The sequence below is a fragment of the Desulfocurvus thunnarius genome (genome assembly GCF_055390965.1).
In genome coordinates this window covers 1,270,938-1,282,750 of record NZ_AP042411.1, presented here as the reverse complement: position 1 = coordinate 1,282,750, position 11,813 = coordinate 1,270,938, and the positions used below count along the sequence as shown (strand labels likewise).

Here is an 11,813-nt window from a genome sequence, read left to right as displayed (position 1 = left end):
TTCGCCCGCGCCCGGCGGCGGGTCTTTCCAGTCGCGCCCCGGCGGGGGGAGTGCTATGCTCGGGCCGACCGGGCGCATGGTCCGGCCCAATCTTGGCCCACGGGAGGTGCGTATGCGGCGGCATCTGCTGGTGACGGTGTCCAGTGACCAGGCAGCCATGCACGGGGTGCGTTTTGTCTGCGATTTCCTGCGCGACCGGCGCGGGCTGGCGCTGACCCTGTTCTATACGGCGCCCCGGCCCCCGGCCGTTTGGGAGCACGAGCGCAATTTCGAGAGCCTGGCGGAGTACGACCGCCGGGCCCACGACAACCGCGAGCAGGGCCGGGCGGCCCTGGATGCCGGGGCGGCCCTGCTGCGCGAGGCGGGTTACGCGGCGGGCAACGTGGACGCCAAGCTCATCCTGCGCGAGATGTCCACGGCCGAGGACATTCTGCGCGAATGCGAGCAGGGGCTGTACGACGCGGTGGTCCTTGGGCGGCGGGGCCAGCAGGGCCTGGAGGCCCTGGTGGAGCAGAGCGTGACCCGCGACCTCGTGGAGCGGGCCTTCATTGCGCCGCTGTGGGTCTGCCGTCGCTTCGAGAAGGGCCGCCAGGGCGTGCTGTTGTGCCTGGACGGCTCCGACGCCTCGCTGCGCATGGCCGACCACGTGGGCTTCATGCTGCGCGCCGAGCCGCAGCATGCGATCACGCTGTTCACCGTGCTCGGCCCCGGGCCCCTGGGCCCCGGAGACCCCGAGCAACTGTTCGGCGGAGCCATGGAAATCCTGGCCGAAAACGGCGTGGAACCGGGGCGGGTGGAAACGCGCACGGTCAAGGGCACGGCTCCGGCCCGGGCCATCCTGGCCGAGGCCGACCGGGGGCGCTACGCCGTGGTGGCCACGGGGCGCACCGGGCGGGGCCGGGGGCTGTTGCGCCGGGTGTTCATGGGCTCGGCCACCCAGGCCCTACTGCGCGAACTCGACGGCGCGGCGCTGTGGATCAGGACCTGAGGGCTGGCGTTCCCGTGCGGGAACATGCGCGGGGCCGCCATGTTCCCGGGGCGCGACACGCCGGGTCCCAAACGCGGTACGGCGGGCCCGAGGGCCCGCCGTACACTGTGTGTGGAGGTGTGTGTCCGGGAAAAGGGTTGCGAAAACGCCCGGAACGATGTCCGGGAAAGCGGACGCCGGAGTACGCGGAAGCGGACAGGGCTTCTAGGCGTCCATGGCGCCTTCGCGGCGCATGCGCTCCAGTTCGCGCCGCACGGCCTTTTCGCGGCGGGGCGACCCCAGCTTGGAAAGCTCGGAGCGGCGGATGTCGCCGCTGGAGGTCAGGCGCAGGCGGCGCATGAGCAGGCGCTTGATGATGACTTCGCGGCCCTGGAACATGGCCCGCTTGGGCTCCTCCCAGGAACAGACGAGATGATTGCGGTCCTTTTTGAGTTCGATGGTCATGGTTTTCTCCTTGCCGCCCGTTCAGTGCATGGCGGGCGGCCATTGCCCCCCTCTAGCAACGACCGTGCCGAAAAGTGCCGGTCTTGGTTGGTTGCTCAAATAGTGTCGGACCGCCGCTCTGTCAATGGGCGCAAGGGGGTCAGCGGGAGGTTCCGGCGGCCGAGGCCGGAATCCGCGGGCTGGAGCCTGGGGCGCGGTCCGGGGCAGCGGGGGTGTCCTGGCGCGTTTTTTCCTGGCTGCACAGCCCCTTGAGGCCCTGGCGCAGGAAGCTGCCCCGGGCGGCCATGGAGGTGATGCTCGATTGGGAAACGGTCATGATGTCCTCCTCGGGGCCGCTGGCGGCCTCGGTGGTGGCGGGCGTTTTCCGGGCCCGCCGCTCCCTGTGCTGTGACAATTTCGTATGGCCTGCGGATGGGAGCGATGACGATTTTGTCATTGTGTCCCCTCCTTGGCGGCTCTGCGGAGGCGACCGGCGCGGGCAAGGCCCTCGTCGGCCCTTTTGGGCGGGCTGCCCCGAGCCGGGCCCGGGGAGCGATCCGGACCCGACGGCCGGGGCAGCCCTGGCCACTGGAGGGAAGTTTATTGAAAATGAAAATCATAGTCAATAGGGCGGACGGATTTTTCGCGCGGCGGCGTCCCGGAGGGCGGGCCCGGTGTTGCCAGGCCTTTGCGCGGCGGGATGTTGCGCATGACGCGACTGCTGCGCGTTCCGGCGCGGCCTTGCGCGCCGGAGCGTCGGGAGGCCGGAGGCAGCGCAAGGGGCGCGCGGCGTGACGTGGATAGCCCCGGCGGGCTGGTGGCGGGCCCGGGGGCCGCGCATGAGCGCGCGGCGTGGACAAAGGGCGCGCCCGGCGGCATGATCGCCGGGCGGGAGGACACGCAATGACCCAAGTGTATTTCATCGGCGCGGGCCCCGGGGACCCGGACCTCATCACCGTCAAGGGCCGCGATCTCATCGCACGGGCCGATCTGGTGCTCTACGCCGGATCGCTGGTGCCGCCCGAGGCCGTGGCCTGCGCGCGGCCCGGGGCGCGCGTGAAGGATTCTGCGCCCCTGACCCTGGCCGAGACCCATGCCCTGCTTATGGACACCGTGCGCGCCGGGGGGCTGGCCGTGCGGGTGCACACGGGCGATCCCTCGCTCTACGGCGCCGTGGCCGAGCAGGCCGCGCTGCTGGACGCCGAAGGCGTGGCCTGGGAGATCGTGCCCGGAGTCACGGCGGCCTTTGCCGCGGCGGCCATGGCCGGGGTGGGCTTCACCGTGCCCGGGGCCACGCAGTCGCTGGTCATCACCCGCGCTCCGGGGCGCACACCGGTGCCCGAGGCCGAAGCCCTGCGGGCCTTCGCGGCCCGGGGCTGCTCCCTGGCCGTGTACCTTTCGGCCACCCTGGCCGGGGAGGTCCGCCGCGAACTGCTGGCCGGGGGGCTGGCCCCGCAGACCTGCGTGGTCGCCGGGCACCGCGTGGGCTGGCCCGACGGCGCCGTGCTGCGCACCACTGTGGACGGGCTGGCCGAGGCCGTGGCCGGGCAGGGCTGGGGCGGGCAGGTGGTCTTCCTGGTTCTGCCCGGACAGGACCGGGCCGGGACGCCCTCGCGGCTCTATGCCCCGGACTTCGCCCACGGCCGCCGGGGGCATGGCGGCCCACCGGACGGTCCGCCGGACCAGGGGGCCTGAAAGGCCGTCGTCCCTTCCCGGGAACGGCCCGGGGCGCTATCATGGCGCACCCCGGGGCGCTCCCGGAGGCCGGGCTTGGCGGCCGTTGCCGGTTGCGGGACGATGCGCCGCAGGGCGGCACAGCCTGTGCGCCTTCGCGCCCCGGGTGGAACGCTTCTTGTACTTCATGGCTGCCGCAGCGGGCGGCAATGGCCCGTTCTGGCAGGAGAACACCCTGGAATGAAAAGATTTTTGTCCATCGCCCCGGGCTGGACCCGGACCCTGGCCCTGTCGCTGGCCCTGTTCTGCATCGGGATGTTGTCCGTTTTTCCGGACAGCGGACTGATCCGGCCCCTGGCGGCCCTGTCCCTGGAGCCGGACCTGCCCCCCGGCCTGCCGGTGCCCGCGCCGCACAAGGTGTCCAGCACCCTGCGCGCCCGGGTGCTCTACCTGAACTCCTACCACCAGGGCTATGCCTGGTCCGACGACATCCTGTACGGCATCCGCAGCGTGCTCGACCGCCATCCGGACATCGAGGTCCAGGTGGAATACCAGGATTTCAAGAAGTACGAGCTGGACCACGTGCGCCCGCTGCTGGTGGACCTTTACGCCCGCAAGTTCAGCACCACGCGCTTCGATCTGATCCTGGTTTCGGACAACAACGCCTACGACTTCATCCTCGACTACGGCGACAAGCTTTTTCCGGGTGTTCCCGTGGTCTTCTGCGGGGTCAACGACTTCCACCCCGAGCGCGTCGCGGGCCGGGCCATCACCGGCGTGGTCGAGAACTACGACGTGGCCGAGACTCTGGCCCTGGCCCTGCGCCTGCACCCCGGGCGCAGCCGGGTGGTGGCCATCGGCGACCGCTCGGGCACGGGCCTGGCGATCCTGAACCAGGTCCGCGAGGGCGCCGCAACCTTCGGCGGGCGCCTGGCCTTCGATGCCTGGACCCAGTTCAGCCTGGAGGAAATCCGGGCCCGGGTGCGCGAAACCCCGCCCGACACCTTCTACTACTTCATTCCCTTCTACCAGAGCGTGGGCGGGCGCTTCGCCTCGGCCCAGGAGGTGCTGGGCATCGTGCGCGCCCACACCGACGCGCCCATGTATTCGAGCTGGGAGTTCCTGCTGGGCCACGGCATCGTGGGCGGCAAGCTCATTTCGGGCCGCGCCCACGGCAAGCGCGCGGCGGAGATGGCCCTGAAACTGCTTTCCGGCACGCCCCTGGCCCAACTGCCGGTGATCTACGACGCCGAGACGCGCTACGGCTTCGACTACAACGAACTCAATCGCCAGCACATTCCCCTCGAAGCCCTGCCCAAGGACAGCATCATCATCAACGAACCCAAGGCCTTCTACGAGCTGGACAAACAGATCGTGTGGACCATCGCCGTGGGCTTCGTGGTTCTGCTGGGCGTGCTGGTGCTGCTGGCCATGAACATCATGCGCCGCCGCGAGGCCGAGCGGACGATGCACGACCAGTTGTCCTTCCAGGAAATCCTGATGGACACCATTCCGCAACTGGTCTGCTGGAAGGACCGGCGCCAGCGCTACCTGGGCGCCAACCGCTACTTCAGCGAGTTTTTCGGCATCGCCGAGATTCCCGGCGTGCGCGGGCAGACCGACGACGTGCTCCTGCCGCCGCGCGAGTTCGCGGCCTGGGTTTCCGAGCGCGACCGCGAGGTCATCCGCACCGAGCGGCCCATGCGCCGGGCGCGCAAGCAGGTCCACAACGCCCGGGGCGAGGCCCGGGTGCTGGAAATCCGCAAGGTGCCCCTGCGCGACAAGCGCGGGGCCGTGGTCGGCACCCTGTCCACCGCCGAGGACGTGACCCGCGAGGCCAACCTGGAGCGCCAGCTCCTGCAATCGCAGAAGATGGAGGCCATCGGCACCCTGGCCGGGGGCATCGCCCACGACTTCAACAACATCCTGACTTCCATCATCAACTCCACCGAGCTGGCGCTCATGGACATCGACCCCGACACCGCCGCGGGGCAGGACCTGGAGCGCTGCCTGCGCGCGGCGCGGCGCGGCAGCGGGCTGGTCAAGCAGATTCTGACCTTCTCCAAGCCCTCCCAGGAGGGCTTTCAGCCCACGGCCATCCAGGAGGTGCTGCGCGACGCCCTGGGCCTGCTCAAGGCCTCCCTGCCGCGCAATATCGAGATCGTTTCCCATGTGCGCGAGGACCTGCCCGCCGTCATGGCCGACCCGGCGCAGATCAACCAGATCGTGATGAACCTGACCACCAACGCCTTCCAGACCCTGCGCGAGACGGGCGGGCGCATGGAAATCCACCTCGACGTGGCCGAGCTGGACCCCTCGGCGGCGGAATTGCGCAACGTGACCCCGGGGTGCTACCTTCGGCTCCAGGTGGTGGACAACGGCCCCGGCGTTTCCCCGGCCATCGTGGACAAGATCTTCGACCCGTTCTTTACCACCAAGGGCAAGGCCGAGGGCACGGGCCTCGGGCTGGCGGTGGTCATGGGCATCATCAAGGGCCACCGGGGGTCCATCGAGGTGGAGAGCGCGCCCAACGAGCGCACGGCCTTCACGGTGCACATCCCGGTGACCGACGCCGAGGGCGTCGCCCGGCCCCTGGCCCCGGCCGACGCCCAGACCGGCACCGGGCACGTGCTCTTCGTGGAGGACGACGAGGACCAGTACGAGACCATCCCCCGGGTGCTGGAATCCCTGGGCTACACCGTGACCCCGGCGCGCGACGCGCGCGAGGCCCTGGAGGCCGTGGACGGCGACCCCGACGGGTTCGACGCGGTGATTACGGATTTCGACATGCCCGGGCTGTCCGGCGTGGAGCTGGCCCGGGAACTGGAGCGGCGCGTGCCGGGCGTGCCGGTGCTCATGGTCTCGGGGCGCGAGCGCGCCGTGGCCCTGGCCTCGGGCCTGCCCAACGTGGCGCGCATCCTGCTGAAACCCTACGACAGGAACATCCTTTCCGAAGCCCTGCGCGAGGTGTTGCGGACCAATGACGACTAGCTCCGACAATCTCATGGGCAGCCGCATCCTGGTCATCGACGACGACCCCGAGGTGCGCGGCACCATGTGCAGCCTCATCTCGCGGATGATGCTGGCCTGCGAGGCGGCGGGCACCCTGGCCGAGGGCCTGGCGGCCCTGCAGGACGGCGGGTTCGACCTGGTGTTCCTCGACGTGCGCCTGCCCGACGGCAACGGCCTGGAGCGCCTGCCCGAGATCAAGGCCGCCCCCGGCGCGCCCGAGGTCATCATCCTCACCGGCCAGGGCGACCCCGACGGTGCCGAGCTGGCCATCCAGCGCGGGGTCTGGGATTATCTGGTCAAGCCCTCGCCCATCAAGCAGACCATGCTCTCGGTGCAGCGGGCGCTCAAGTACCGCCAGGAAAAGCGCGGCGCCGCGCCCGTGGTGGCCCTGAACCTGGAGCACATGGTCGGGCGCGGCCCGGCCATGAAGCAGGTCTTCGACTTCATCGCCCAGGCCGCGCGCAGTCACTCCGGCGCGCTCATCACCGGCGAAACCGGCACGGGCAAGGAGCTGGCCGCCCGCACCATCCACGAGAACAGCCCCCGCCGCGAGGGCCGCTTCGTGGTCGTGGACTGCGCGTCGCTGACCGAAACCCTGGTCGAGTCCATCCTGTTCGGCCACCGCAAGGGCTCCTTCACCGGAGCCAACGAGGACCGCATCGGGCTGGTCAAGCTGGCCGACGGCGGGACGCTCTTCCTGGACGAGGTCGGCGAGATGCCCCTGACGCTGCAGAAATCCTTCCTGCGCGTGCTCCAGGAAAAGCGCTTCCGCCCCGTGGGCGAAACCCGCGAGGTGGAGAGCGATTTCCGCATCGTCGCCGCCACCAACCGCAACCTCGAAGCCATGGTCCAGGCCGGAACCTTCCGCGAGGACCTGCTCTTCCGGCTCAAGACCATCAGCATCCACCTTCCGCCGCTGCGCACGCGCAAGGCGGACCTGAAACCCCTGGCCATGTTCCACGTCAGCCGCCTGTGCGAGCAGTACGGCATGCCTCTCAAGGGCTTCGGGTCGGATTTTTTCGAGGTCCTGGCCGCCTACCGATGGCCGGGCAACGTGCGCGAGCTGTTCAACGTGCTGGAGCGCGCCTGCGTGGCCGCCGGGGAGGAGCGGACCCTGTACGCCATGCACCTGCCCCAGGAGATCCGCATCCAGGTCACCAAGGCGTCCCTGGGGCACCCGGGCGGGCGTCCCCCGGGGCCCTGGCCCGCGCCCGTTCCGGAGCCCGCCGGGGTTTCGCGGGCCGAATCCGCCGCGCCGCAGCCTCCGGCCGCCCCCCCGGCCGCCCCTCTGTCCGGGGCGGACGCCGAAACCGGGGCCATGGACCCCTTCTTCGCCCGGCGCACGCCCTCGCTCAAGGAATTCAAGAACGAAATGGAGCGGCGCTACCTGGAATACCTGCTGGCCATGCACGGCGCGAACATCAAGGCCATCCTGCGCGATTCGGGCCTGTCGCGCTCGCATTTCTACGCCCTGCTCAAGAAGAACGGCATCGGCCAGGCCCCGGAGTAGGGCGGCGCGGCCCCGGGCCCGGCGGGAGCATGCCCCGGACGGGCCGGACCCGGCCGGTGGCGGGGCGTGAATGACGGTCGCCGAGCCCCTGGCGCCTTTCACCGATTATTGTCTTGCTCTGGCCCTTGTTCTCGGTCAGAAAATGAGTAGGCTTCCCCGTGTCCGCTTTTCCGGACGGCGGAGGCGCGGGAGCGGGCCGAAGGGCCTTGTTTGAGTGGACAAACAGTCCTCGTTCGTACTACCACTCGTTCGCCGGGGACTGGCACGTTTCTTGTTTACGGCGCCCCGGGGCGAACCTGCCCGGGCCTGGAGCAGGCGCCGCACCCCAAGTTTTCTCGTGATGCAAAAATAAAGGAGAGGTACCTATGTCGAAAAACATGAAGACGATGGACGGCAACACCGCGGCCGCGCATATCGCCTATGCGCTGTCCGACTGCGCCGCCATCTACCCCATCACCCCGTCCACGCCCATGGGCGAGCTGGCCGACGACTGGGCCGCCCAGGGCCGCCTGAACCTGTTCGGGCAGACCTGCGACGTGAAGCAGATGCAGTCCGAGGCGGGCGCCGCGGGCGCGGTCCACGGCATGCTGGCCGGCGGCGCGCTCACCAGCACGTTCACCGCCTCCCAGGGCCTGCTCCTGATGATTCCCAACATGTACAAGATTTCCGGCGAGCTGCTGCCCGGCGTGTTCCACGTCACCGCCCGCGCCGTCGCCGCCCACGCCCTGTCCATCTTCGGCGACCACCAGGACGTGATGGCCTGCCGCCAGACCGGCTTCGCCATGCTGGCTTCCGGTTCGGTCCAGGAGGCCATGGACATGGCCCTGGTGGCCCACCTGTCGGCCATCGAGTCCAGCGTGCCCTTCCTGCATTTCTTCGACGGCTTCCGCACCTCCCACGAGATCCAGAAGGTCGAGGTCATCGACTACGAGGACATCAAAAAGATCGTCAACTGGCAGGCCATCGAGGACTTCCGCGCCCGGGGCATGAACCCCGAGCACCCCGAGATTCGCGGCACCGCCCAGAACCCCGACATCTACTTCCAGGGCCGCGAAGCCGCCAACCCTTACTACAACGACGTGCCCGGCATCGTGACCTCCAGCATGAAGAAGGTCACCTCCATCACCGGGCGCAAGTACCACCTGTTCGACTACGTGGGCCACCCCGAGGCCGACCGCGTGGTCATCGCCATGGGCTCCGCCTGCGAGACCCTGGAAGAGGTGGTCAACTACCTGAACGCCCAGGGCCAGCGCGTGGGCCTGCTCAAGGTTCGCCTGTTCCGCCCCTTCGTCACCGAGGCCTTCCTGGCCGCCCTGCCCGCCACCTGCGGTTGCGTGACCATCCTCGACCGCACCAAGGAGCCGGGCGCCCTGGGCGACCCGCTCTACCAGGACGTGTGCACCGCCTTCATGCAGCACGGCAGCGCCCCGACCCTCGTCGCCGGGCGCTACGGCCTGGGCTCCAAGGAGTTCACCCCGGCCATGGGCAAGGCCGTGTACGACAACATGCTGGCCACCCAGCCCAGGAACCACTTCACCGTGGGCATCGTGGACGACGTGACCCACTCCTCGCTGGACGTGGAGGAAGTCATCGACACCACCCCGGCGGGCACCGTGCAGTGCCAGTTCTGGGGCCTGGGCTCCGACGGCACCGTGGGCGCCAACAAGAGCGCCATCAAGATCATCGGCGACAACACCGACCTCTACGCCCAGGGCTACTTCGCCTACGATTCCAAGAAGTCCGGCGGCATCACCGTGTCGCACCTGCGCTTCGGCGAGAAGCCCATCCAGTCCACCTACCTGGTCACCAGCGCCGACTACGTGGCCTGCCACAACCCGGCCTACGTGAACCAGTACGACCTGCTGGCCAGCATCAAGACCGGGGGCACCTTCGTGCTCAACTGCCCCTGGACCGTGGAGGAGATGGACGAGAAGCTGCCCGCCGCTCTGCGCCGCGACATCGCCCGCAAGCAGCTCAAGTTCTACACCGTGGACGCCGTGAAGATCGCCTCCGAGGCCGGCCTGGGCGGGCGCATCAACATGGTCATGCAGACCGCCTTCTTCAAGCTGGCGGGCGTGCTGCCCTTCGAGAAGGCCGTGGCCCTGCTCAAGGACGCCATCAAGAAGACCTACGGCAAGAAGGGCGACAAGATCGTCAACATGAACCACGCCGCGGTGGACGCCGCCGTGGGCGCCCTGCACGAGATCGCCGTGCCCGCCGCCTGGGCCCAGGCCGGTGACGCCGCCGCCGCCCACGACGCCGATCCCGACTTCATCAAGAACGTGGTCCGGCCCATCCTGGCCCAGAAGGGCGACGGCCTGCCCGTGTCGGCCTTCGAGCCCGACGGCCTGTTCCCCGTCGCCACCTCGCAGTTCGAGAAGCGCGGCGTGGCCATCAACGTGCCCGAGTGGATCGCCGACAACTGCATCCAGTGCAACCAGTGCTCCTTCGTCTGCCCCCACGCGGCCATCCGCCCCGTGCTGGCCACCGCCGAGGAGCTCGAAGGCGCTCCGGCCTCCTTCACCACCCTGGAAGCCAAGGGCAAGGAAGTCAAAGGCATGCACTTCCGCATCCAGGTCTACTCCGAGGACTGCCTGGGCTGCGGCAACTGCGCCGACATCTGCCCGGCCAAGGAGAAGGCCCTGGTCATGCGGCCCATCGACACCCAGACCCCCGGGCAGGTGCCCAACCTGGCCTTCGCCGAGGCGCACATCGCGCCCAAGGAAGGCCTGTTCAAGCGCGACACCGTCAAGGGCAGCCAGCTCTACACGCCGCTCATGGAGTTCTCCGGCGCCTGCGCGGGCTGCGGCGAAACGCCCTACGTCAAGGTCATCACCCAGCTCTTCGGCGAGCGGATGATCGTCGCCAACGCCACGGGCTGCTCCTCCATCTGGGGCGCCAGCGCCCCGACCACGCCGTACTGCGTCAACCGCGACGGCTACGGCCCCACCTGGGGCAACAGCCTGTTCGAGGACGCCGCCGAGTTCGGCTTCGGCATGGGCATGGCCGTGAAGCAGCGCCGGGCCAAGCTGGCCCAGCTCGTGGGCAAGGCCCTGGAGGGCGAACTGCCCGAGGAGCTGGCCACCGCCATGCGCGGCTGGCTGGAGAACAAGGACGACGCCGAGAAGTCCCGCGAATACGGCGACCAGATCCGCGACATGGTCTGCACCTGCCACGGCCCCGAGTCCCTGCGCGAAATCGCGGCCATGGAAGATCTGTTCACCAAGAAGTCCGTGTGGATCTTCGGCGGCGACGGCTGGGCCTACGACATCGGCTACGGCGGCCTGGACCACGTCCTGGCCTCCGGCGAGGATGTCAACGTCCTGGTGCTGGACACCGAGGTGTACTCCAACACCGGCGGCCAGTCCTCCAAGGCCACCCCGGTGGGTTCCATCGCCAAGTTCGCCGCCTCGGGCAAGAAGACCGGCAAGAAGGATCTCGGCCGCATGGCCATGACCTACGGCTACGTGTACGTGGCCTCCGTGGCCATGGGCGCCAACAAGCAGCAGTTCATGAAGGCCCTGGCCGAGGCCGAGGCCTACCCCGGCCCCTCGCTGCTCATCGCCTACGCGCCGTGCATCAACCAGGGCATCCGCAAGGGCATGGGCAAGACCCAGCTCGAGCAGGAGCTGGCCGTGAAGTCCGGCTACTGGCCGCTGTACCGCTTCAACCCGCAGCTCGCCGACGAGGGCAAGAACCCGTTCATCCTGGAGTCCAAGGCCCCCGACGGCACGCTCCAGGAGTTCCTCTCCGGCGAGAACCGCTACGGCCAGCTCGAGCGGAGCTTCCCCGAGGAGTCCAAGAAGCTGCGCGCGCGCATCGAGGCCGACTACCTCGTGCGCTATGAGATGCTGCGCAACATGGCCGAGGCCGCGCCCGTCACGGCGACCGGCGCGGGCAAGCCCGCCAAGGCTCCCGCCGGAAAGGGCGAGGGCTGCGAGGTTGCCGCCGTCGCCGAGCACGCCCCCAAGGCGGGCGAGCCCTGCGACGATGGCCGGGCGGGCAAGTAGCCTGGCCGACCCCGGGGCCTGACCCCGGAATCCGCCTTCACACGGGGCGGCGCCACGGCGCCGCCCCGTTTTTTTGTCCTTCGCGCGGCAGTCCGTTTTTCCGGACGCGGGCCCCGCGTCCGAAAACGGGGACGCAGGTTGCCATCGACGCACACTTTGATAGTATTGGCGCAAATCGACCTTCCGCGGCGGCCCC

The 11,813-nt window shown here is 69.3% G+C and carries 7 protein-coding genes; 5 read left to right on the top strand and 2 right to left on the bottom strand.

Annotation, left to right across the window (positions count from 1 at the left end; all coding sequences use genetic code 11):
• Positions 1 to 112: 112 nt before the first annotated feature.
• Positions 113 to 988: a universal stress protein gene (locus tag ACZ5KV_RS05525; protein ID WP_464241347.1), complete on the top strand. Its 876-nt coding sequence runs from the start codon at positions 113 to 115 to the stop codon at positions 986 to 988.
• Between the two features lie 204 nt (positions 989 to 1,192).
• Here the strand turns inward: ACZ5KV_RS05525 and ACZ5KV_RS05520 are convergent, their stop codons facing one another.
• On the bottom strand, positions 1,193 to 1,432 hold the full coding sequence (locus tag ACZ5KV_RS05520) for a hypothetical protein (RefSeq protein ID WP_464241346.1): 240 nt from the start codon (positions 1,430 to 1,432) through the stop codon (positions 1,193 to 1,195).
• Between the two features lie 139 nt (positions 1,433 to 1,571).
• Positions 1,572 to 1,748: a hypothetical protein gene (locus ACZ5KV_RS05515; RefSeq protein ID WP_464241345.1), complete on the bottom strand. Its 177-nt coding sequence runs from the start codon at positions 1,746 to 1,748 to the stop codon at positions 1,572 to 1,574.
• A gap of 566 nt (positions 1,749 to 2,314) precedes the next feature.
• Between ACZ5KV_RS05515 and cobM the strand changes: the two genes are divergently transcribed.
• From cobM to nifJ, 4 genes are all read left to right on the top strand, one after another.
• Positions 2,315 to 3,106 carry a precorrin-4 C(11)-methyltransferase gene (gene cobM, locus ACZ5KV_RS05510; protein WP_464241344.1) on the top strand — a complete coding sequence of 264 codons (792 nt, stop codon included), beginning with the start codon at positions 2,315 to 2,317 and terminating at the stop codon, positions 3,104 to 3,106.
• Between the two features lie 219 nt (positions 3,107 to 3,325).
• Positions 3,326 to 6,076 (top strand): hybrid sensor histidine kinase/response regulator, encoded by a 2,751-nt coding sequence (locus tag ACZ5KV_RS05505; protein ID WP_464241343.1) that lies wholly within the window; start codon positions 3,326 to 3,328, stop codon positions 6,074 to 6,076.
• Complete coding sequence (locus ACZ5KV_RS05500) at positions 6,066 to 7,607, top strand: sigma-54-dependent transcriptional regulator (protein WP_464241342.1); 1,542 nt, start codon at positions 6,066 to 6,068, stop codon at positions 7,605 to 7,607. Before ACZ5KV_RS05505 ends, ACZ5KV_RS05500 begins: the two co-directional genes overlap by 11 nt.
• Positions 7,608 to 7,972: 365 nt before the next feature.
• Positions 7,973 to 11,617, top strand: a complete 3,645-nt coding sequence (gene nifJ / locus ACZ5KV_RS05495) for a pyruvate:ferredoxin (flavodoxin) oxidoreductase (protein WP_464241341.1) — start codon at positions 7,973 to 7,975, stop codon at positions 11,615 to 11,617.
• The last annotated feature ends 196 nt before the right edge of the window (positions 11,618 to 11,813 follow it).